The organism is Halopenitus malekzadehii (assembly GCF_900108505.1).
In the GTDB taxonomy this organism is placed as follows: domain Archaea; phylum Halobacteriota; class Halobacteria; order Halobacteriales; family Haloferacaceae; genus Halopenitus; species Halopenitus malekzadehii.
Genome location: NZ_FNWU01000005.1, coordinates 90,031 through 111,638 on the forward strand (window position 1 = coordinate 90,031; position 21,608 = coordinate 111,638).

Genomic DNA, 21,608 nt, shown 5'->3' on the forward strand with positions numbered 1-21,608 from the left:
AGAGAAATTAGCGCAGGTGGCTAAGTCAAGAGCTTCCTAGTCTGGGGCGTCAGTGAAGTGTACAATCGTGAGAGTGAGACGCACCATCACACATATATGACACCGTCCAAGACTATTCGTAGTGCGACGCTTTGGGGATCCTGAGTACTGGTCATTTACCGCATACCGCGATGAGTTCCTTGTAGACTGCCCTACTATTGAGCAGCTGGCGATACTTGATGAAGAAATTGTCAACAGCGCGTTCGTTCGGGCCGGTCGGTAACCTAATCGGGATGTCAATGCAGAGACGGTCAATATCGTGACCGTCATCGTAGTCTTCCCACACGTCTTTGATTGAGTCGTACGTCGCTGGATGTGGTGCAGCAGAGTTGGGTCGGTGTTCGAGGCAGAGCCAGTGGTCACCGGCCCAGTCGACACCGAGTAAGACGCTCAGATTCTCAGGAATTGAACAATTGGTCATATTCTTTGATCTCCGAGTTCAACCATCGACGAACGAGAGGTGACTCCTCATCCCGCAACAGTTCCTGTAATTCTTGTTTCATAGTTTCTAACGAATCACCCCCCATCCTGCTTCCTGTCGGGACTGCACTTAGAGTGTGGAAGACTTCTTCATGTTCCCCATAGCGAACCAACATTCCACGAGTTATCTCCCACCACCGATCGTGTTTTTGTCTCGGAACGCATTCGGCCAGAATCGGAGCTCGATTTGCTGGATCAATATCCGTCCACTCCCACAACACATCAGGCGGGACCAAGAAAATTCCCGGTGTATTATTCACATACCCCGTTCCAGCAAACCAGCGTTGTAATCGGATGCGGTTTGAGTAGTCCTCGAACCTGTCCGATACCAGATCCCAAGCTTCTGCAGGTCGTTCCTTGAATAACGGTCTAAGCACTGTGTCGGTGTTCTCCCGGATTCCAGCTAATCCACCTTTTTTGCTTTTGAATGACAAGATGGCGTTAGCAATTTGAAAACCACAATCAGTATTTTGCGTAATCACCTTCTTTGTGAGTTGCTCCCATTCATACCAGTGACCATCGATATTGATTGGCGAATCAGCTTTAACAAGCTCATTATGTGTTAATGCATCTACAATCATATCCTCGTGGAGAGATGGTGGATCATCCTGCCGGTAGTAATCGTATGCAAGGTTGACTAATACTCCTGCAGCTTGTCCTGAGTCCTCGTTTAGCAAATATTGGCCAATCTCTAAGAAGACATCCTCATCCAAATCGCCGTTTCGGGCAATAGTGCCAACTTGTTGGAGCGTGCCTATCGGGATTTCATCTTGTCTCACTGCTCTAAATATCATTTTCACCGCCCGAACCGTCGGATCAGCGCGGCGCACGAGAAACGGGAAAAAAGAAATTAACTGTTCATCATTGCGTAATTTCGAAAATACATCACGTGGAGAATTACAACACTCATCAACGATCTCTCCGAGATACGCACCGAAGCATGCCAACTTCGCGTCTTCATTAACTTCTCGTAGCCCATCTAGAAATATTGGAATTAACCTTCCTTCAGGATCACGTTTTCCTAACTCTTCCCCAAAGGAAATTAAGTTTTCTGAGGAATCCTTATGTAACCACTCCAATTCTCCTCGTAATAATTCAGGGTTGTCAACAGCCTCTTCTGCCAAGACACCAATTTGCTGATCAGCGAGTTCAGCCCGATCTTCCTGTCTTGCTACAAACCCTTGTACACCAACAAATCGATGAAGCCGAGTATGAAAACTTCGATATGTGACTTCCTTTTCGAAAGTTACCCATTCGTCCCGCCAAGGACAATCGTCGTCAAAATCCTCAACGATACGACCAACTGCGGTCAATATCTCTCTTGTATCTACATCGTTCCGCTCTAGGAAGTGTGTGTACGTTTCGCGGACCACTGGTGAAATTATTTCCCATTTTGCCATCCGTCGTCCATTGGTCACTAGAATATCCACCGCCTTGTCAAAGTGCTCCTGATCAAAATCATCAATATGTTCCTCGACCTTCTTCCAGATCGTAATAAGATATTCGGCAACATCATCGGAAGTGTCTGGTTCCCAGAAATCAGGCGCACGTTTCGCACCTTGCCGATGGGGGATCCCCCCACCACGACTACCACCGAACGAAAGAACGTGTTCGGCACACTCTAAGCATAGCCGATGTGCGTTTTTTGATTCAGAATCAAACAGCTCTAGCAGAATTGGTAATCGATCGCTCGGCGGAACTTCTGTTGGTGAGTGTGGGCCTAGTTGCGAAGTGAATAATTCTACGAATATTCCGGTCGAGTTATTACTATATTGATAGTCGTTTTCTGCTAATGCAAGCCTTCTCAATAATTCAGCTGCCTGGAAAAAACAATTCTCCCAGACTGCTATTCGACGTAAACTCTCCAAAATCACCCGCCTATCTTCAATCCGTTCTAGATCTTCTTGATCTCGTGAACCCAAAAATTCCTGTAATGCAATTAATGCCTCATTTGGCGTGATCTCAACTAATCCCCGAAATACCCATCCATACTGCCCACTGAGGCCCGTAGGCGTAAACCAATCAATTTCTCGGAGTAGTCTCTTTGACCATTTTTGAACCTCTGGAACGGTGTTCGAATATGGAATTCGTTCAACAAACCCAGACTGTAATGACGCTGGCATTTCAACGAGTAATCGCTGAAGATGTGCTTGGTTATGCTGAATAGATTCCTTCATTAAGAAAGCAGCTAAAGGAATCAACCTAAGGGAGAGCGTTTCATCGCCCTGAAGAACACCACGATCCTTTTCATATTTAACAACTCGCTGGATTTCGCTGCGAGAATAATCCTCATCCAACTCGAATACTTCGATTAGCCATTCTTGTTGGGCTATATCTCGGGGATTGTTTTGATGCCAGTGGACGCGGTTGAAAAATGCAAACGGCGTGATAATCCGCTTAGCATCCGTCACATTAGGGGCATTCGGTTCACTTCCAACGAGTAATCGCTCAAATATTATTGAATCAGTCACCTCTAATATGCTATCATCAATTTGGCGTTCGACAGAGTTACTCGCTAATAATAACGCCATTTCGGGAAATCCATCGGAGATACGCGCAAACCGATCAGTCGTATGTCCTGGTAAATCTGGAAATTCCCCATTTAGAATCTGTTTTAATTCATCGGTTTTCATTCGACGAACCGTTTTCCGGAGATCTGCAGGAACTTCTCGGAAATCATCAGAAATCGTGATGAACGCTAAACGGTCGTATGATCTATACCGATTGTAGATTTCTCGGTGTTGCTCCCCTGAGCAATCATCAAGCACCACTATCGCTTGCCAGGAGTCGTCGTTCTCTAATCGTGCCGCCAATTCACTTCTGATGAATTGGTCTGCCTTAACGTAAATTACGAGATTAGCAATCCGTTCATCGGAGACAGTCTCATATACTAATCGAGTTTTCCCTAGGCCAGATATTCCCTGTACTCTACAGACAACTGCTTCATTATGCTCGTTGAATTCTTCTCCCCGTTTATGAATCGCGTTCCGTAGATGGATTTTAATCTCTTCACGGGCCTCTGATTCAACGTAATCCTGAGGGAACCAAATCTCCCGGCGATCTGCCCATTTTTCGATTCCTTTGCCAACACCACCACTGGGTCCATAAGTGTGAATTAAGCTTGGAAAGTGATTGACTGCGCTAAGCAACTCCGAGAAGCTATATACGTCAACATTGATGTCCACAAATCCTTTCTCTTCAAAGACCGCTTGGATTGCTTCAATTCGCTTGGTACGGCCTTGGGGTTGGAGATGGCCAAAGGTTACTAATACGTAATTTCCATCCTCTTCGATTATCTCAGCCAAATAGGGTTTGAGATTGCCGTTATCATCTAGGACAGCAGTACGACATTCTGATTCGGTTAGTCGAGTAGATTTAATTTCGAATCCGGTTCGCCCGGTCGGGAGTAATCCGGTGTGTTCGAGATGGGAAATGTCAGCAGGCAGTTTTGCTTCAGCATCGATCCCACCGTCTGGTTCGTGAATATTTGCACTCAAGTGTGTATCTACCCGGTGATTTACGCCAGCGATAGCGGCTTCAAGTAAGTCCTTGAAAAATTTTTCAGCGTCACTCGGTCCAAATTCTGATAGGTCCGAGTCAATTAATTCAAGCCCGCGCCGTCTCATTCCCTGTCGTTTGACGCGGATAATGCTTAATAGTACTTACTTAGTGGGTAGCGGTGCTGTAGCGGTGATCTTTGATTTTGACTTCTTCAGTAGGACAGCAAAGCAGCTCCAGTATAGTGGTAACATATGTGTAGACAATTAGATTGATTGGAATTATTGGGCTCAGGTCGGCGTTGAATTCACTCTTTTTCTGAATCGATCCGACTCGTCGACACTAAGAAGATACTGGCCCATTTCTAAGAAGTAAGATATGGATAAGAGGATCGCAGAAATCGAAGAACACGAACTCCGATCGGTGTGGGAGAACGAGGAACGGGATTTCACTCGATGGCTGACCGAGAATATTGACTTGCTGAGTGCGGAACTCGGGATTGAAATCGAGGACGCGCGTGCTGAAGAAGCGATCGGGGATTTCTCAGCAGACATCGTAGCTCGGGAGATGAACACTGGTGAGACTGTCGTCATCGAAAACCAGTATAGCAAAACGGATCACGACCATCTGGGCAAACTGTTGACGTACTCGGCCGGAAAGCGAGCTGGATTCACGATGTGGCTGGCTGAGGAATTCCGACCAGAACACCGGAGTGTACTGGAATGGCTCAACGAAAGCGGGCCGAAGGACGTGAAATTCTTCGCTATCAAACCTCGTGTGGTGAGTATTGAGGGTTCAGAGAAGCGAGGATTCGAATTCGAAGTGATCGTCGAGCCGAACGACTGGGAGCGAGAGTTGAGCGATGAGCAGTCACTCACAGAGACTGAAAAGGGCTACAAGGAATTCTTCGCTGACTTGGTTGAGGCATATGCTGAACGGCGGCCGAGTTGGTACAAACTGACGCCCGGGCCGCGCGGGTATATGACGTTCAGTGCAGGGATTTCGGGGGTCAGTTTCGGCTGGGTTTTCCATCAAGGCCCCGAGTTCTCGATCGAGCTGTATATTTCGACTTCGGAGAAGGAGCGAAATGAGGCGATCTTTGAAACGCTGCAGGATGATCGTGAGGAGATCGAATCGAATCTGGATGTTGAACTCGTGTGGCAGCAGTTGCCTGAAAAGCAGGCCTGTCGGATCAAATGGCCGAAACCGATCGAAGGGAAAATCACGGATCTAACCCCTGAACAACAGGCCGAGTTGATTGAATGGGGAGTGGATGCTATGGAGATATTCCAAGATGAATTCGAACAACGCGTTGCGAAGATACAGAGCCCGGGTTTGTGAAGTACGTCTTGTTCTAATTAGATTACTGCCAGACCCTGTCTATTCAAGACTATGTCTTTCTCAACACTCGTTAGTCACCTTGTTTTCAAAGCTCATATCTTTCGGTTCTGTTGAAACCCTCAGAAGCCGACCCAAACAGATTGACGAATACAGAGTCATTTAGCAGAAGTCTATCAAATTATATTCCAGATCTATCTATACCTTATGGTGCGAGGAATTATATAATATCTGCAATTCAGCGGTTATTAGGATTGTTTGCATCTCTTGACTTATATTGGTTTGTTATTTTGTGTAATAAGTAGAGTTCGCGATGAATTCGCTTTCTATTCTTTTGAATCTCAGACACATCTCTTCCGGCATTATCCAGATAGAATTTGAAATCATCGATGTCCCAACTATTATAATTTATACAGTATAGATCAATTAATCCCTCTAGAAGTGTTTTGGCTAAATTTTTATTTTCTTTTGTTATCTCTTCTTCTTCTATATCATGCACGATACTGTTCCTCTTTTTAGCTATTCTGTCAACTCTTGCGTCAAATAGGGGCTGGTGCTCTGATCTGAACAACGATTTTGATCTTTTAGCGACTGCTTCCATTGTCTCCTGGCTATTATTAGATAATGTTAAATTTTCCATTCCTCGCCAATAATTTAGAAATGCATCTTTATCATCTGGGTCTGTTATTCCTGCCTGAAATGCCCGGAATGCCTTCTTTAGTTCAGGTGCAATTTGAGTCATATTTTCATTAAATTTTGGGAGTTCATCAAAGACTTGTTTGTATCGTCTGCCTTTCCAACCAGAAATACGTAGTCTTTCCCGAGGTTTAATGTCAGTTTCATACCGAAGGTGGTCATATGATCCATTCTTGAACACAAGGTAAATGAAGGGCTTTGTAAGGTCGGACCATCCAGATCGCCAAATTGATCTAGAGGATGACCAACCCTCAACCTTATTTTTATAAACGGAGTAATTAATTTGCCCTAATAATAAAGATAGTGACTCATCTAACACTTCCATAGTATATTCAATATCATGTGCCTCGTGGGTGAACTTCCAAAAAGTCTGGCGAGTCCCCTTAATCTCGTTAGGTGATTCTTCTATAAATTCCTTGAATTCATCTGTTGATTCAGCTGCCTTTTGATAAGTGGTTTTCCAATTATTATAAGAGATTCTCTCAATGGTCGTTCTCGCTATCTTGTACTCATTTGGTGGCCCGTATTTTTGCTGAAAGGTTAGGTGCAGTGGAAAGACAACAGTATACGTCTCTAGCTGTTTCATATTCCACTTCGATTTGAGCATACCAACTCCTCTTTTGAAATCATCTACAGGATCTTCACTGAATTTTAAAAAATTAAGTAGATTCTTGAGTTCGTCTTTTATTTTATAATCTGATATAGAATATTCCTCATTATCTATACCTAGTTCGTCAACAATAATTGAAAGGATAGAATTGAGTCTGGTTATATCGTGTCCAGATGTTCTAAATCCAGTTGTCTCTTTACTGATACAATCAACTGCCGAAATGACATAGTCATCCAAGTCAGGCACCATATTCTGATAGATGATATTCTTTTGTTGACCATTTATAAAATTGGGTAATACGACCCACATCACACAGTCACCGCTACATCGTCACAGTAACTCTCCCGCAATAGGGATTGGAAGAGGGTTGGTTCATTACCAATCAAACCAACAGCGGTGAACTCAGCCCCTGTTTGTCAGCAGACCACTCCAGAAATACCACTTCGATGATAATAGAGCCATTGATTCAGAGATCGATTGATTCGTCGCTATCCTGGACGTAGATGATGAGTCCGTCGTGGCCGTAACCTTGGACCCGAAAGCTGTTGACTAATTCAGGGAGTCCGTCAAGCTCACTGGTCAGGTCCACAGCTTGTCGTCCGGATTGAACACCCAACAGCCGCCACGAGCCCTGATACAGGGTTTGCTCTGTATCGTCGGTCTCAGATGAGTGCAAGACTTTGCGATAGACCCGGAGCTGGTTTTGGGTCAAGTGTACCTTGTATGGGCCTTCATCGCCCAAGCTCTTGATTTCGTATCGAACGGGCTCGATCTCGTCACTGGTGCGTTCCAGCCCGAGCATATCGTACCCTGCACCATCCCACACGCTTGAGATGTGGAGACCGGATTCGAGGGCTTCATCGCTACCTGTTTCGTGCCATTCTCGAAGGCCGCGTTCCAGATTTTCTGCAGTCCGGCCCGAGGATGGAATCACTGATAGAAGGCTCTCCAGAGCCTCATCAAACTCTCCTCGTGTCTTCGCATCTTCGAGAAGTTCTACAGTCTGCGTGGTAATCCACGATGCGGCCGCTCGCTCAGCTTCGTCACCAACTGATTTCGTATTCTTCCATTCAGATTCGAGGTCTTCGATCTCTACGATTCCGTTTTCAGTTTCGTTCGGATCACCTTCGGACAGCCTTGGTCGACCCCAGCCAAGATCCTTTGTGGTTGCCACGTTCTCGACGGGTTCGTACTGCGGTGAGAACTCAATTAGCCGATCTTCGACTTCTTCGGGGGCTGGTATCGCCGCTTCAGGGAGTGATCCGCCGAATGGGTCCCCTCGTAGCCATTCGATGACGGCCCGTGTCGGGTCGAAGGCGACTCGTCGAGACGCATCTTCAGTGATGTATTCCTGCAAGCGAGCTTCGAGTTCATCGTCAGAGAACGCTACCTCGATGTGCTCGTCTATGAGGTGCTCCAAGAACGGAATAAGTTGTTCCCACTTCGTGAACCACGCGTCCCATTCCGCTCGGTGTGTCTGGCCACAGGAGAACTGTGGCCGGAACGGCTCCTGAGCGTCTGTCAAGTCTATCGATCGTAACGCAGCATTCACGTCAGCAGCGGTAAGGGACCATGAAACCGCGGTCACATCCACATCATCAGGATCGATATGAGAAAGACGGTTCCACGAGTCACGAACCTGAATATCGAGTTCAGATAGCGTCGTCCGTACCCGGCGACGTAGCTCCTCGTGTTCTTCATCATCGAGTTGGCGGAGATGTCGCTCGTAGGCGTCAACCAAGGAGATTGCGTCGCGTTTCTCCAAGAGTCGTTCGACACGGCTGACATCATCTGACTCGTAGCCGCTGAGGGCCTGACCGAAGAGTGGGCCGACGCCAGTAGCGGAATCCTCAAGCAGCAGTTTAGCTAACGGCTCACCGAATTCATCAAGCGGTGGTGAACCTGTGGTTCCGTCTGGCGTATCAAAGATAATCGTCGGTGGGTCCGGTTGCAGATAGAGCGCGTGATTGTGAGTGTTCTTGTACCGCGTTGCAGTCAGTGACTCTTCCCCGCCGAGAGTTGCTTGGAATTCGATCCATGCGTTCTCAACGGAACGAATCGTGCTGCTTCGCCATCGATCAGCCGCCGTCGCCGGGTCAATATCAACTTGGTTTGTCGTACTGGCGAGGGCAAGCAGATGCGCGATGATTGGTCGAAGTTGCTCTTCGAGGTTCTGAACGACTTCCACTTCTTCGCTGCCCCGGTGGGCTGGGTACACCTGACGTGAAATATCAATCTCGCGTGCGGCCAGTGGCTCATATCCTCGAAGAGTCTCAGTCCCGACCGTCGCTGCAGCCAGCGGCACCGCTGGGAAGAACCGGCGCATTTGATCTCGGGCGGTGTTTGTCGTTGGAATCCACACATCTTCGTCCGGTTCATACCACGCTAATCCTCGTTCAGCAAGCGCTCGTGGTTCGTCGACGGGTCGATACCCGAGGATGGGGATCTCCCGGTCGTCTCCTTCAGGGTCGTGTTCTCGGCAGATCGTGTTGAGAAGACGGTCGAACAACCGAGTCAAGGCCTGCCGTGCACGTGGGTTTTCTTCGATCTCGTCTAACCGATCCGCTGTTAGTGAATGTACCTGAGTCAGTAGTCTGAAAGCTGGTTCTGCAGCGTCTCGTCCGAGACTATCCATATCGGTCCCGCTGACCGAATCAAGGGCGATCAACAACTCCTGTGAGAGTGGAGCTTCCTTCGACACACTCCAGAGTACGGACGGGAACTGGCGCTGTTGTCGGGAGACAAGCGTGAGCTCTGCCGGTGCAATCCGATCTGGTGGGCCTTCAACGAGGAGCGGTGGTTCTGCTTCCCCTTCAGCGTCACCGACTGGGAACCAGGCTTGATTCCGAAGTGCCGGAAGGATCTTGATTGGCCGTCGCCCTTGCTTTTCCTCGTCTAATTCGTTCCGTTCAGCTTCAATGATGTCTGCAAGCCACGAGTCCCAAGCTGCATCAAGCGATGTTAGCCACGCAGCCGGATCAACCGAGTCTGAAGTCGCAGGTTCTGTTCCGAGACGGAGTGGGTTCCACTCCGTCCCTGCTGCAACTAACACCGGGGGTGCGTCGCGGGGCGCAACCGTTCCGTCCTCACCCCCTTCGACTAACGTGAGTCGAACCCCATCGTCTGGACCGGGCGGTTCCGGCGTTACTCCAATGAACGCGAGGAATGAATCCAGATCTGCATTTTCGGGGAGTGAGGGGAGTTTTTCGGCGGCAACACGATCTCGTGTGAGTTGACGTGCTGGTTCCCACTGTCCATCTATCGTCGGGAGAAACAGCGTTGCGATCGCACGGCCGGCGGACCGCGCATTATCGCTATAGACATCGTCTCTAATTGCTCGCCATCCTGGTCCATACGTATCCGTTTCTGCCGGGGGAGCTACACTGCCTTGCGAGTTGAGTGCGAAGAGATCCATCGTGAACTGAATCAGTTCAGACTGTAATCGCTCCGCACGGTCCGGATCAGCATCTAATGGCTTGTACTCCCAGTCAGTCAGAGCGTTCGGGAGTTGCCGGAGCTCTGCGAGGACATCCCACCGATTGAATTGATTCGCTCCAAGGGGGTGTGGTGGCTCTCGGTCGAAACCGGACTGGAACTCGTATGAAGTCACAGCACGCCCGGCCTCACGGAGCGCAAGCGGGAGATCAAGCTGTGTTGTCTCTGACCGACGGATGAAAAGCCGATGTGTGTGTCGATCAGTCTGAATCTGCCCGCCAGCTGTCCCTCGTTCGGGGAGTTGTACAGCGGGTGTGTCGCTCGTCCGGTCCTCATCTCGCGTCGCGGTGATGGGCGCAACACGAGTGCCCGAATCTCGTATCGCGTCACACATCGCTATCGCACGTCGCCGCCAGGTTTTCGTTCTGCGAGAGGATTTGCACGTCCGGTCAAGCCAGTTACCTGCTGCTTTCCAGAAGTCATCATACGTCGAAAGGGGCCACTGGTCTTGCTGCTCGAAAAATGCATCAGCCAGCGCCGCCCACCGTCGATACCGGTCTGGATCCTTTACGCCATCATCGGAGAACAGTAGATTCTCTATGTGGTCGACGACGATCTTGGCAGCGTCTGAGCTCCGTGACCCTGGGTTGAGGAACTGCCAAAAATCATCCCGAGGCGTCCCACCCGAAGTGATCTGTGGGACAGTAGTAACTGCTTCAGGGTCGATCCACGTGTACTCAAAGTCATCATCCGGAATACCGAGATGATTGGAGATTGCGTGGAGATGCAGTTCCGCAGCTGCTCTAAGTAGGGCTCTGTTGTATCGACCAATCGTCTCGTCATCAAGTCGAAGGGCTGTTCTATCCGTTCGTAACTGGAAATCACCCTGGAGATCGATACCGAAGGGAGTCTCGATCAGCGTGGGCAGGTAACCGTACAGTCCGGGGATTGAGTCATCCGAGCTGGTTTCCAGCCGTGGCCAAGCGATGGCTGCACCGGGCGTGGAAACATCGTGTTCAGCCTCTTCAGCGAGCGATCGCAGTTCTGAGGATGCCCAGTAAACGATCGACCGTTTCGCTTCCTCGGGGTTCGTCGATGGCCAAGTAGACTTCTGGAATCTGTTCCCCCACGCATCGAAGGAGACGGTCAGTTTCCGGCGGTCATCAAATAGCCCGATGAAGTTGAGATGCCGTTGTTGAAACGTTTCAACGGACTCACGTAGCTCATCCTCTTTCCCAGGAGTAATCGGGACTACCACGACCGTGCTAAAGTCGGAAACATCGTCGGGTGTCGGTGGTGCGTCCGCACATAACGGGAGTGGGAAATGGAAGCTCGCGCGTTGTTCGTCATTATCCAAAGGGCTCTCCGTCGAATCAAGGAAGTCGGCGTGGCCTCTCTGTACCTCTGGGAATTCGAGTCGCTGCTGCCACGTGTCGTGATCCAGTGGGAGATGCATCTCCATCCCCCACCACCCAGGACTTTCAGAAAATCGACTCCAGACACGGGCAAAATCGCCTAACCAAAAGACAGACCGAAATCCGACGCCCTTGTTCCCGACGCTCTCTTCGGGGCGCTTATTCGATACGTGTAGCGTACAGAGGGCATTAAAATCCGGTCGACGCCGTCCCTGAACATCCGGTGGGTTCGAATAATCGTATTCTGGATCTACTCGGATGGGTGCTCCGTCGTTCGCAACAACAAGTGCCTGCTCAGTCGGCCCCCAATCGACATCGCGGATTTCGACCGCGACGTTGGATTCAGCCCGATCGAGTGCATTCTGTAAGAGTTCAAAAAGAACACGAGCAGTATACTGCCGACGAATCGATTCCTCAGCCTGCAAATCCCGGTATGCATCGTCACCGCTCATTCCGGCTGAGTTCTCGTAATGCCGCTGAAAGACCGCTTGAAGATCGCTTGGCTCGGGAACGTATCCCGGTTCTGAGTGAGTAGCGTACTGTTCACTCATCCGTCATAGCACCTTGAAAACAAGAAGAGACGACTGCCATAGCAAGTGAATGAGAAGCAGACCGTATGAAAGTTCGGCTAAAACGTCTCGTGGTCTTCAGTGAGAGTAGATTTCTTCGAGGCTGTCGAGCCTATGTGATTCTGGGTACCAGTGGCACTGAGAACGTAGTTGAACGCTTATCATTATGTGGGTGCGTTATCCCGGTAGATGTCAGCGATTCCAACGGAGTGGGGTGAGCCGGATTCTCGCCTAGGCGTCTACTACGAACTCCTCTGGATAGGGCTGGCGGTTGTCGTACTCGCTGCGCTCGCGTACTGGGAGCCGTTCTCAATCACCGTATCGATTACACCACAACGACTTGCCGGCGCGACAATCCTCGGTGTGGTTCTCGGCATTGCTGTGATGTATGTCTCGTTCGTGAACGAACGGTTCCAACGACTCTGGGCAGATTTCCGCATCCGGTTCATCAGTCTCTTTGTACTCATTATGGGCGGTCAACTCGGACTTGCCGTCGCTCCCACGTGGACGGTGCTCACGATGCTAGCGACATTTCTCACACTCATCCCACTTCGTCTCGCCATCTACCTTCGTACACGGTAAGAAGTATAGTTGACCGGCGAGTAGTTCGGCTGTATTCACCGATTATCACCACATCTGCCCTAGCTTGAGGATTTCAACAAAGCCCTAGAGTTGTACCCCCTCGATGTTGCTGGCTGTGAGCCTGAGTTTTCCTGCTCGTGCGGGGCGGAACTCCGTCGGTAGGTCGATGTCCTATATCACCTCGAAGAAATTGTGAATAGTCAGGGAAGTTCTGGCAAGTAGAGAGGGCCCAACGAACTGGAGATTCCTAGCGATCAAGCTACTCTCAACGATAGTTGAGAATTGAAGTTCTGCGCCAAAACGCATAAGTCATTATCGTAGTAATCATTATTCAAAGTATGACATTCTATGACCGGGGAGAGGAGCTGGATGCGCTTTCGTCTGCGTTTGAGTCGCCCGGATCGGACGTATTCGTCGTCTACGGGCGTCGGCGTGCCGGAAAGACGGAGTTGTTGAAGGAGTTCTGTACCGATCGGCCGCATATTTACTTTCTCGCGGCGCAGGAAGCCGAGCACCGACAGCGCGCGAAGTTCATTGACCAGGTTGCAGCGTTCTTCGACGATCGCACCCCACGGATCGACGGGTGGGACGAGGCCTTCGACTACCTCGGGGAGAAACTCCAGTCCGAGGCGGTCGTGGTCGTGATCGACGAGTTCCCGTATCTCGTCGCGGAGAATGACTCGGTTCCATCGTACGTGCAGGGATTCGTCGATGAACAGCTCCAAGAGACCGATTCGATGCTGGTTCTCTGTGGGTCAAGCGTGAGTACGATGGAATCAGAGGTACTCGGCCACGAGAGCCCATTGTACGGTCGTCGCACGGGACAACTCGACGTGCAGCCGTTCTCATTTCAGCAGGCCCGTGAGGTCATCGACTACGAGATGGCAGACGCGATTCGATCCTACGCGATCACCGGTGGGACGCCGATGTATCTCACGCTGTTCGATTACGGGCGCTCGCTCGCGGACAACATCCGGTCACAGGTGTTATCGCCGTCAGCAGTACTGTACAACGAGCCGGAGTTCTTGCTTCGCACGGAGTTCCGGAATCCAGCGCGGTATCTGAGTATTCTCGAAGCGGTTGCGCTGGGACACACGACACCGAACGAGATCTCGGGGGCGACAGGGATCGATGCCGGTCCGCTATCGAAGTATTTGCAGACGTTGCGGCAGCTCCGACTGATCGATCGGGAAGTCCCTGTGACAGCATCTGCGAAGAAGTCGAAGCGATCGCGGTACCGCGTTGCGGACGAGTTCCTTCGGTTCTGGTTCCGGTACGTTGAGCCGAACCGCTCCAGTATCGAAGAAGCCCCGGACATCGTGTACGACGGAACAATCGCCCCAGATCTCCCGATGCACGTTGCCACCGCGTTCGAGGACGTGTGTCAGGAAGCCGTGTGGGAAGGGATTCGACGCGGTGAGTTTGAGCCGTACTCAGAGGTTGGCCGCTGGTGGTACGGGGAAGACGAGATCGATATTGTCGGTCTCGCACCAAGCGACGACCGAATCCTATTCGCCGAGTGCAAGTGGACATCGGATCCAGTCGGGACCGCGCTCGTCGAGGACCTGCAGGCAAAAGCAGGGAACGTTAGATGGGGGCCAGATGAGCGGAAGGAGCGCTTCGCGCTGTTCTCAAAGAGCGGGTTCGTTGAGGGACTCGAAGACCATCTCGACGAACACTGGTCGTTGTGGAATCTTGCAAAGATGGATAATCTTCTCACGCCGTCCTGAGGGGCGTACTCGTCAGGTTGAGGGAACGTATATACGACGGAAAAAACAGGTATACTCGATGCCAGCCTTAGATAATTTCTCTCTGTGGGATTCCCTGCAGAGATCTCTCCGTAGATCGCTACGCTATTCGTGAGTCTCGTCGCCACCACCAACCCGAACAACAATTAAATTATATGTTTTAAATAATATGTATCTGGTTTTTATAGGATCCTTCGACCTTGTTGGAAACCAGATTTGCGTCCAGTGGGGGAGAATAGTGTGATGAGTTCCGAAACCTGAACGTAGTCTCCCCCGTACAAACCTGATTGTCGAAGGGTATTCGTTGAGTAGGTCCTCAACAGCGGACATCGGAGCTTTGCAGGATCGTCGGATCGCTGTCGGTGTTGTACCGGAAGATCATACGAGGGCAGATCTCAGTACGGTCAGTTCCATTAATATCGAGTACCTCACCTCGTGTCGTCTGCTCGTCGACAACACCATGAATCACCACGGAGTCGTAATCCACGCCTGGTTCTCTTTCAACGAGTTCGCGCGTTTCTGGCGGGATCTCACGCGAGATCCACTGTCCGAGTCCATCGGTCGTTTCAATGGCGATATGGAATACGTGGGCGTTCTCCGTGGCATTCTCAAGTGCTATTTCGAGTGTCGAAATCGTGGGCGTGTCAGCGTTCCATCCAGCACAGCCGGCCAGTAGCGCGGTTCCCCCGAGAGTGCTCGTCTGCACCAGAAATTGGCGTCGTGTGGGGGGCACGTCATACAGATACTAGTAACAACCGTATGAATATTGTCGTACGATTCTGTTGAAATCCTATTCTCTAAGTAGATTCTCGCCTGGAACAGGCAGTCGATGAGGTCTACAACTCTAATGTTCGTATAGAGAAACCCTTGTACGGCGAATTAGCACGAGAACCAACAAAGGTTTACAACAACTTTGATACTGTGTGGATATGGATAGAAATCTCCCGCTTGCTGTTCTCTGTGGTCTGTTGGTGGGACTCAGCATATACTGGTTTCTCTCCCCTGACTGGTTCATTGCAATGGGAATAGCGGCGGTTTACGCAGGAGCTGGGTACTTCTATTTGGCATTTGATATTCCACTCCTTGGAAGTGCTATCCAATTTGACGACCGGATAGACCGGTTCGGCTACGCTATTGGCCTGTTCGGTCTATCTGTGAGTCCCATCGCATTCGCGCAGTACTACGGCCAACAAGGTGCTACGACGCTCCCATTCGTGATTTTATTTATAGGTGTAATCGCGTTTCTACTTTTCACTTCAAAAGCCCGGCAACAGTCAGAACACATTCACTGATACGCGCTATCAAGCACGAACAGGGCGTCTGAAGACCCTGTGATATGACGCTGGCGGGTGACGTACAAGGAAATGCTGTTAAGTGCTTCACCTGTACTGAACGGTTCGTGAGCTCTCTGTATTAACCACAGTCGATCAGAAAATGCCACTGACAGAGAATTTGAACAAGGTCGATTATCGCCTTCGATTCCATTTCTGATCTTCACAGCCAAACGATGAGCGCCCGAAGATGGCGCTCGTCGCTAACATTGAGTTCGGACGATGAACACGTTCTTCCGAGGGTTTGTACTCGGCAACAACGGGCTGCTTCATACGATTTTGTTTGAATAATAGGGCTTCAACGGAGCCGTGAAAGAATGATATGAAGGATCGATACTGTTTCAAGACTTGAACATAAATCTTAAGTATGTACGATTTGACAGGCTTTCAGCGGGATCTGTTGTACGTAGTCGCTGGGCTTGACGCGCCTCACGGACTCGCAATCAAAGACGAACTCGAAGATTATTATGAAAAAGAGATCCACCATGGGCGGCTCTATCCCAATCTGGATACACTCATTGAGAAAGGTCTCCTCGAAAAGAGTCAGAAGGATCGACGAACGAATGAATACTCGATAACCCGCCGCGGAATGAGAGAAATCGAAGCCCGAACCGAGTGGGAGACACAATACATCAACCACGCGAACTAACCTGGTCTCACCTACCGCCTAGCTCAGAGCAATCGAGACCTGTATCAGGTACTAACCTTTTCAACAGAGCTCTATTTGTCAAATCGGGAGACTACAAGGTGATTTTAACACAGCCGTAATACTATACATACGTTGGTCTACATTCAGATGTGAATCGAAGGAAGTTCTTGGCGGCAGCGAGTGTCGCCGCGAGTGGACTTCTCTCGGGATGTCTGTCGATGCTCCCGTTGCTGGATTCAGACACGCCCTTGCCAGACGATCCGACAGGCGCGTGGACACAGTATGGAGCCAACGGGGCGAATACGTTCGCAGCAAACGTCTCCGCTCCGCCGCAGGGGAACCTGGCATGGACATCGGACGTTTTCACGCGGTGGCGGCCTGCAGTTTCCGATGGGATGGTATACACGACGAACTTCGACCCCAGTAACGACGGGAGTGCGATCGCCCTCGATGCACAGGATGGCACTGAACAATGGCGGACTACCCTCGACGCCAGCGGAGACAACGTCCTTGTCGTTGTCGACGATCGTTGTGTCGTGGCGTACGACAAGGAGCTCGTTGCGCTTGATTCCCAAACCGGCGAGCAGATCTGGACGGAATCGATAAACGAGGTTGAACAGCTCGTCGCAGACGAGGCCACTGGGGCGGTGCTGGTTGCTTCCGATAGGGGTATTGAGGTGTTCCGGGCAGCGGACGGGGAGAGACGCTGGGAAACTAACACAGTACGTCAACTCGTCCATGCGCCTGCAGTATACGACGGACGCGTGTTCGCTGTCGGGGACGTGGATGGATCACCGTCACTCGCTGCCTTTTCGGTAGAGGATGGCTCAGATCGCTGGCAAAGTGAGCTCACGGCCACACCCGAATCTGCCGCGCCCGTTGCGACGCAGGATGGAGTGTTCGTTGCCGACGACCGAACGCTCGTCGTCCACGACAGGGAAACCGGTGACCAGCGCCGCGAACTCGGCTCGTTCGGTGAGGACGACGATGTCGTTCCTCATACGATGGCTGTTGACGACGGGACTGTATTCGTTACCAGTTCATACGGTGCCATCGCAGTCGACAGCGAAACCGGAACGGTACGATGGCACCGCGACACTCCAGTATACAAACCGGGGATTTGCCTCGGAACGGATACGATCATCTTCCCAGTCAGTACCCCCGAATTTGCCCCTGAGAAGAAGACAATCAGTGCGTTCGATCGCGGATCAGGAGAGATGCGGTGGTACTATGGGTTCGATCCAGGGTTCCACCACGAGGTGACTTCACCACCGGTATTGGTCGATGGAGCTGTATTCTTCACAGCAACCGACATCGACGGTCTCGGTGCCTTAGGCGACGTTCCCAAACGGAATGATTAGTCTTAGTGCTATCATCTATTTCTGATCAAGTCGTTGTCTTTGGCATCTGATCGCAGAAGGCTGCGCATCGGTCACGCGGGCCCGTCCACAGAGAAGGGGATTAATGCTTCAAATTACTCGTAGTAACTTACGCGCTCGACAACTTCCGCGAAGGCGACATTCTCGCGCACATCGGTTATCTCGATAGTGACTCGTTCGCTCTGTTTAGTGTCGGGAACAATTACGACGAACCCGCGTTCAACACGCGTGATACCGTCGCCTTGGTCGCCAATATCTTCGATCTCGACGGTGCGTTGTTCGCCTTCTTCGACAGGCGGCGTCTGTGGCGCTTGCTCGGGCTGTGGATCGGCGTCAGTGTTGTTGGCATCGTTCGCTGATAGCGGCAGAACAGCCACACGATACGTCTCGTCTGCCTGTAGCCCGCCAAGTCGGATCTCTTGCTCCGGTACCTCAACCACATATGACCCATTACGTTCATCGACTGTGCCCGAGAACAGACACTGAAGTTGCTCTGAGATCTCCATTTATAGACCTTACACTAGAGACGGGATGATGAACACTTTACTCTGCTGTCTCCACTACTCCGGCGCTACAACGTTCTCGCACACTGGACACTCGGCCCACACGCCCTCGGTGCCGTCGTCCTTCTCGTACTCAACAAGAATCCATGCTTCCGATATGTCCTCACCACATTCCGGGCAACGACCGAGAGACGATTCATCAACGTTCATGGAGCGGGGTGGAAGGAGCGTGTGACAGTGTTCCTTCCAAACGGATTTTAACCGGCCTTGAAGGTAAGTCTTCGGCGGCTTTGTGGGTCGAGTCCGCCGACTCCCGGTGGATACAAACCACCAGTAGCATTAACTCACAGCCACCAAACCATCTGGCCCAATGAGTGTCCGCACAGTACTTACCCAGCTACTGCTTGGTGAAGAAAGAGAAGTAGTCGTGGAGTGCCGCCAGTGCGGTGAGACTCTTGCCTCAGGCACAAATACGTGTCCCCAGTGTGGGTCAGATGAGATCGAGCGATTCGAGATCTCGGAGTAGACTGCCGTGTTCGAGAGACACCGGAGAGGCGTTGTTGAAGTCCTTAGTAGGTGATACGTTCTGAACCAGTCCGGTCAGTACAGCCAGAAAAGGAATCAGAGGCTCACGTAGAAAGGTCTGCGTAGAGTTGGGTCAATCCACACTCGGGACAGAGGAATGCGTCAAGGGAAGTATTATCGCCGATACCGAGTCGCTTGAGAACCCCTTTTTCTCGTTTGGTTTTAACATAGAGATCTCCAACTCCCTCTGCGGTTACAGTCGTCTCTTCCATCGTAACGTCACAATGGGGACAGTAGTGGTCGCTCATAGGGAGTTCTCACGGGTGATACAGGTATAGTTGTATCCTATGAACGATGACAATATGCTACCGTACTCACTTCGCACCGTCTACTTATCGTTTGATAGTCCCTCAGAAAACAGATGAATGCGGTGCTGACAGGGCACTCACAGTGAACGCGCCTCGCGTGCGGTCTGAAGACCATACACGACAGCCGTACCGCCGAGCACCACTAGCAATCCCTGCTGCCAAAGCTCACCGACATAGAGCACCGCAGCGAGACAAAACACGCCGAACATAATGTCCCAGCCCGCCCTGGATAGCGGCGATTTCCCAGGCATATTCACTATTTGGATCCCTCGCCTATTCAAATTCAGGGGTACTACCGGCGTACTGCGCTTGAATAGCAGTAATTGCTGATATGATTTCTTTATACTGGGATACGCACAGAGATGTGATGCCCCCCATCCGATCCATTCTAGTCAGCCTTCTCGTTGGACTCGTCCACGCGGGAACACTCATCGCTGTAGCACTGTCACTCGGATATTCAATTGGTCCATCCGAGTACACGATCCTCGGGATGGGGTGGCGCTATGGTGGTCTTGTCGTCGTGGCTGCAGTTCCAGTATGGCTTGTGTTCCGGTATCGAATAATCGCTCCACTAATCGCCCTCATACTGACTAGTGGCTACGTGTTCGGGATGGAACTCACGCCACCGGGGCCGACCTTTCGTGATGTCGCAGAGGTCGAACGGCTTGCTGAGCCGACCGGAATCATCGTCGTCGAGAACGGGTTGTATATCGCTCGGTATATGCTGAACGCCTCTGTCTGGACGGTTGGATTTCTGTTTCTCGGTCTGATCGAATACACCGTTCGAACAGGATGGAAGCGGCTTCCAGCAGTACCATCACCGAGCCCGCTGATTTCGATCCCCGCGTCACGGGGACAGGCGCTACGCATTGCTACCGTCGGTGGCGTACTTCACGCGATCGTGATGCTGTGGTTTGCACTTCGACTCGGTCTCACCGTCTCGGGTGAATTCGGCTGGCTGCTGTACGTCAGTAGTACCCTTGGGATGTGGATCCTCGCTGCCGTTCCACTGTATCTCTTAGTTCGCCATCTCGTGGTTGCGCCAGCGACGGTACTCACGGCATTTATTCTGCTTGACGTGCAGGCGGAGTTCACAGCCAGTCCCGACGACCCACACGCACTGTACTTCGGCGCATGGTTTCTCTACCTCGGCCTTCTCCTTATTGTGGCAGGAATCGAGGTTGGTCTTCGCCAGCTACAGATAGCACAACGATTGCGCGTGATGTCGTAGTCACGCTTCAGAAACAATAGTCGGAAACGAGACTAACCTACGGTTCGGTATCAAGTGGGTCTTCGAGTTGTCCCATCACGGCTTCCAGTGTATCCGTCGCGGTAAGCAGTCCAACCACTTCGCCATCCTGAATGATGAGCGCTAATTCTTGCCCCTGGGCCTGAAATTGGTCGAAGGCATCGCTCACAGTCGTATCCGCTGACAGTGTCATCGGCGGGGCTGCAACTTCCTCAAAGGTTACGGTGCCTTCTCGGAGCCCATCGATGTTATTGATGATCGACGGCGCGTATACGATGCCCTGAACGTCAGTTAGATTATCGCCAACGAGCGGAAATCGCGTGTGGGGCGTGTGTTGGATACGGTCGAAGTTCTCTTCAATCGATACCGTCGTTGAGAGCGCAACGACATCCTCACTAGGAACCATAATCTCCTCGATAGAGATGTCATCAATATCAAGAGCGTTGAGTACCTCATCACGCCGTTCTTCCGGGACCTCAACCTCTTCAAGCATATCATTCAGCCGATTTCGAAGCTGCGCCCGGGTTTCCAGGACTTCCTCTTCGGTTTCGAGCCACGCCCCGGTCATCTCGACACCGAATAGTTTGAGTGTGCCTTTTGCGACCCAGTCACCGAATTTGATTAGTGGAGAAATCAGCCATGCGAACCAGTATAGCGGGCCAGCCCCGTAACGCGCAACCTGCTTCGACCGCTCAACACCGAGGTACGTCGGTGTTTGTTCGCCGTGAGTCAGATGGAGCATATTGATCAGGAAGAAGCCGAGGAACGACCCAGCACCAACTGACGCGAGGAACGTATTCTCGAAAAGCGGCTCGAAGAGTGCAGCCAAGCCTGGTTCAGCGACGATCCCTAATGCAATGCTGGTCCCTGAGATCCAGATTTGACAGGTGGTGAGGTACAGTTCGAGATCGTTCGTCATCTCCCACGCTCGACGAAGGCCTGGTGTATCGAACTCTGATTCCGGGAATTGCCGCACGCGTGTCAACGCGAACTCAATGGCAACGAAATACGCATTGATGAGAATCAAAAACAACCCGGCTGCGATACGGAGAGAGATCTCAAGCGGGGTCATCACTCCCGTGCTACTGACTCACTCACTAAATAAATACAGGAAATATACTAGGCAACGCACGTCCACCGTTTCTCTTGAGATTCAGTAGTCAAAGATTTTTCATACTCTAATTTATCAGCACA

The 21,608-nt window shown here is 51.0% G+C and carries 16 protein-coding genes; 7 read left to right on the top strand and 9 right to left on the bottom strand.

What is annotated here, in order from left to right; all coding sequences use genetic code 11:
- Positions 1–151 precede the first annotated feature (151 nt).
- Positions 152–460 carry a hypothetical protein gene (locus BLW38_RS10000; protein WP_092817112.1) on the bottom strand — a complete coding sequence of 103 codons (309 nt, stop codon included), beginning with the start codon at positions 458–460 and terminating at the stop codon, positions 152–154.
- Positions 438–4,145, bottom strand: a complete 3,708-nt coding sequence (locus BLW38_RS15830; RefSeq protein WP_143040848.1) for a hypothetical protein — start codon at positions 4,143–4,145, stop codon at positions 438–440. Before BLW38_RS15830 ends, BLW38_RS10000 begins: the two co-directional genes overlap by 23 nt.
- A gap of 250 nt (positions 4,146–4,395) precedes the next feature.
- Between BLW38_RS15830 and BLW38_RS10015 the strand changes: the two genes are divergently transcribed.
- Positions 4,396–5,358: a DUF4268 domain-containing protein gene (locus BLW38_RS10015; RefSeq protein WP_092817115.1), complete on the top strand. Its 963-nt coding sequence runs from the start codon at positions 4,396–4,398 to the stop codon at positions 5,356–5,358.
- 235 nt (positions 5,359–5,593) lie between these two features.
- Here BLW38_RS10015 and BLW38_RS15835 read toward each other — a convergent pair whose 3' ends face one another.
- Both BLW38_RS15835 and BLW38_RS15840 read right to left on the bottom strand, forming a co-directional pair.
- Complete coding sequence (locus BLW38_RS15835) at positions 5,594–6,910, bottom strand: HEPN domain-containing protein (RefSeq protein ID WP_143040849.1); 1,317 nt, start codon at positions 6,908–6,910, stop codon at positions 5,594–5,596.
- 217 nt (positions 6,911–7,127) lie between these two features.
- On the bottom strand, positions 7,128–12,062 hold the full coding sequence (locus BLW38_RS15840) for a hypothetical protein (RefSeq protein WP_143040850.1): 4,935 nt from the start codon (positions 12,060–12,062) through the stop codon (positions 7,128–7,130).
- A 207-nt stretch (positions 12,063–12,269) separates the two neighbouring features.
- Here BLW38_RS15840 and BLW38_RS10030 point away from each other — a divergent pair, with 207 nt between their 5' ends.
- Together BLW38_RS10030 and BLW38_RS10035 are read left to right on the top strand one after the other, a co-directional pair.
- A complete protein-coding gene (locus BLW38_RS10030; RefSeq protein WP_092817118.1) occupies positions 12,270–12,662 on the top strand; it encodes a hypothetical protein in 393 nt (130 codons plus the stop codon).
- Between the two features lie 338 nt (positions 12,663–13,000).
- On the top strand, positions 13,001–14,392 hold the full coding sequence (locus tag BLW38_RS10035; RefSeq protein ID WP_092817119.1) for an ATP-binding protein: 1,392 nt from the start codon (positions 13,001–13,003) through the stop codon (positions 14,390–14,392).
- Between the two features lie 334 nt (positions 14,393–14,726).
- Here BLW38_RS10035 and BLW38_RS10040 read toward each other — a convergent pair whose 3' ends face one another.
- Complete coding sequence (locus BLW38_RS10040; RefSeq protein WP_092817120.1) at positions 14,727–15,116, bottom strand: hypothetical protein; 390 nt, start codon at positions 15,114–15,116, stop codon at positions 14,727–14,729.
- Positions 15,117–15,339: 223 nt separating this feature from the next.
- On the opposite strand from BLW38_RS10040, the gene BLW38_RS10045 reads away from it, so the two are divergent.
- The 3 genes from BLW38_RS10045 (at position 15,340) to BLW38_RS10055 (ending at position 17,751) form a co-directional block, all read left to right on the top strand.
- Entirely contained in the window at positions 15,340–15,702 is a 363-nt protein-coding gene (locus BLW38_RS10045) for a hypothetical protein (protein WP_092817121.1), read from the top strand.
- A 406-nt stretch (positions 15,703–16,108) separates the two neighbouring features.
- A complete protein-coding gene (locus BLW38_RS10050; protein ID WP_092817122.1) occupies positions 16,109–16,390 on the top strand; it encodes a helix-turn-helix transcriptional regulator in 282 nt (93 codons plus the stop codon).
- Between the two features lie 218 nt (positions 16,391–16,608).
- Positions 16,609–17,751 (top strand): outer membrane protein assembly factor BamB family protein, encoded by a 1,143-nt coding sequence (locus tag BLW38_RS10055; RefSeq protein ID WP_177167476.1) that lies wholly within the window; start codon positions 16,609–16,611, stop codon positions 17,749–17,751.
- Between the two features lie 113 nt (positions 17,752–17,864).
- Here the strand turns inward: BLW38_RS10055 and BLW38_RS10060 are convergent, their stop codons facing one another.
- The 3 genes from BLW38_RS10060 to BLW38_RS10065 all read right to left on the bottom strand — a co-directional run bounded on the left by BLW38_RS10060 (position 17,865) and on the right by BLW38_RS10065 (position 19,105).
- Positions 17,865–18,275, bottom strand: a complete 411-nt coding sequence (locus BLW38_RS10060; RefSeq protein ID WP_177167477.1) for a TRAM domain-containing protein — start codon at positions 18,273–18,275, stop codon at positions 17,865–17,867.
- 54 nt (positions 18,276–18,329) lie between these two features.
- Entirely contained in the window at positions 18,330–18,482 is a 153-nt protein-coding gene (locus BLW38_RS16515) for a phage terminase large subunit family protein (RefSeq protein ID WP_245710141.1), read from the bottom strand.
- A gap of 419 nt (positions 18,483–18,901) precedes the next feature.
- Positions 18,902–19,105 (bottom strand): hypothetical protein, encoded by a 204-nt coding sequence (locus BLW38_RS10065; RefSeq protein WP_092817124.1) that lies wholly within the window; start codon positions 19,103–19,105, stop codon positions 18,902–18,904.
- A gap of 427 nt (positions 19,106–19,532) precedes the next feature.
- Here BLW38_RS10065 and BLW38_RS10070 point away from each other — a divergent pair, with 427 nt between their 5' ends.
- Positions 19,533–20,396, top strand: coding sequence for a hypothetical protein (locus tag BLW38_RS10070; RefSeq protein WP_245710142.1), 864 nt, complete (start codon positions 19,533–19,535; stop codon positions 20,394–20,396).
- 37 nt (positions 20,397–20,433) lie between these two features.
- Here the strand turns inward: BLW38_RS10070 and BLW38_RS10075 are convergent, their stop codons facing one another.
- Complete coding sequence (locus BLW38_RS10075; RefSeq protein ID WP_092817126.1) at positions 20,434–21,486, bottom strand: CNNM domain-containing protein; 1,053 nt, start codon at positions 21,484–21,486, stop codon at positions 20,434–20,436.
- Positions 21,487–21,608 lie beyond the last annotated feature (122 nt).

What these genes read in the sequence shown, in the direction of transcription:
- BLW38_RS10035 (WP_092817119.1), top strand. Translation starts at nt 13,001, where the DNA reads ATGACATTCTATGACCGGGGAGAGGAGCTGGATGCGCTTTCGTCTGCG.
- BLW38_RS10065 (WP_092817124.1), bottom strand. Translation starts at nt 19,105, where the DNA reads ATGAGCGACCACTACTGTCCCCATTGTGACGTTACGATGGAAGAGACG.
- BLW38_RS10050 (WP_092817122.1), top strand. Translation starts at nt 16,109, where the DNA reads ATGTACGATTTGACAGGCTTTCAGCGGGATCTGTTGTACGTAGTCGCT.
- BLW38_RS16515 (WP_245710141.1), bottom strand. Translation starts at nt 18,482, where the DNA reads ATGAACGTTGATGAATCGTCTCTCGGTCGTTGCCCGGAATGTGGTGAG.
- BLW38_RS10030 (WP_092817118.1), top strand. Translation starts at nt 12,270, where the DNA reads ATGTCAGCGATTCCAACGGAGTGGGGTGAGCCGGATTCTCGCCTAGGC.
- BLW38_RS10075 (WP_092817126.1), bottom strand. Translation starts at nt 21,486, where the DNA reads ATGACCCCGCTTGAGATCTCTCTCCGTATCGCAGCCGGGTTGTTTTTG.
- BLW38_RS15840 (WP_143040850.1), bottom strand. Translation starts at nt 12,062, where the DNA reads ATGAGTGAACAGTACGCTACTCACTCAGAACCGGGATACGTTCCCGAG.
- BLW38_RS10045 (WP_092817121.1), top strand. Translation starts at nt 15,340, where the DNA reads ATGGATAGAAATCTCCCGCTTGCTGTTCTCTGTGGTCTGTTGGTGGGA.
- BLW38_RS10060 (WP_177167477.1), bottom strand. Translation starts at nt 18,275, where the DNA reads ATGGAGATCTCAGAGCAACTTCAGTGTCTGTTCTCGGGCACAGTCGAT.
- BLW38_RS10015 (WP_092817115.1), top strand. Translation starts at nt 4,396, where the DNA reads ATGGATAAGAGGATCGCAGAAATCGAAGAACACGAACTCCGATCGGTG.
- BLW38_RS15830 (WP_143040848.1), bottom strand. Translation starts at nt 4,145, where the DNA reads ATGAGACGGCGCGGGCTTGAATTAATTGACTCGGACCTATCAGAATTT.
- BLW38_RS10070 (WP_245710142.1), top strand. Translation starts at nt 19,533, where the DNA reads ATGCCCCCCATCCGATCCATTCTAGTCAGCCTTCTCGTTGGACTCGTC.
- BLW38_RS10055 (WP_177167476.1), top strand. Translation starts at nt 16,609, where the DNA reads ATGCTCCCGTTGCTGGATTCAGACACGCCCTTGCCAGACGATCCGACA.
- BLW38_RS10000 (WP_092817112.1), bottom strand. Translation starts at nt 460, where the DNA reads ATGACCAATTGTTCAATTCCTGAGAATCTGAGCGTCTTACTCGGTGTC.
- BLW38_RS15835 (WP_143040849.1), bottom strand. Translation starts at nt 6,910, where the DNA reads ATGGTGCCTGACTTGGATGACTATGTCATTTCGGCAGTTGATTGTATC.